This window comes from Mesorhizobium sp. M1E.F.Ca.ET.063.01.1.1 (assembly GCF_003998155.1).
Taxonomy (GTDB): Bacteria; Pseudomonadota; Alphaproteobacteria; order Rhizobiales; family Rhizobiaceae; genus Mesorhizobium.
In genome coordinates, this window is sequence record NZ_RZSC01001609.1 from 1 (window position 1) to 451 (window position 451).

1 protein-coding gene is annotated in these 451 nt (G+C 65.6%); it reads right to left on the reverse strand.

What is annotated here, in order from left to right; genetic code table 11:
- Positions 1-451, reverse strand: a 451-nt coding sequence (locus EOA29_RS42005) for a hypothetical protein (protein WP_210213242.1), incomplete at both ends; no start/stop codon positions are given.

Sequence of the window (451 nt, forward strand, 5' to 3'; positions counted from 1 at the left end):
GTTGTTGACGCCGCGATCGAGCTGCAGCGCCAGGTCGGCGGCAATTGCCATCCAGTCGGCGTCGATGCGGCGCCAGGACTGGTCGCGATCCTCCATGGGTGCGGCGCCCGAAACCGCCCCGGAATAGTGCTTGCTGGTAAAGGCGCCGATATCGACGGCCGGATCGCTGCCCTTGTCGCCGTTCTGCGCCGCGGAAAGCGGCGTGCCGATGTTGCGTTCGAAGGGGCTGAGTTCGTCGATATAGGTCGGATCGTCGGCCTGGTTCATCTTCAGCCCGGATGCGAGCGCCCGTGCAAACGGCCCGCCGCTGGCGAGCGGAAACATCTCGCTCGCCTTTTCCTCCAGTCGGAGAGCTGCCTTGTCGCGCGGCGGACCGAGCACATAAATCCGAAGATTGGGCAGTTCGGCGATCGACTGCTGCGCCCCGCCGGGCTCGAAATAGGTGGGCGAC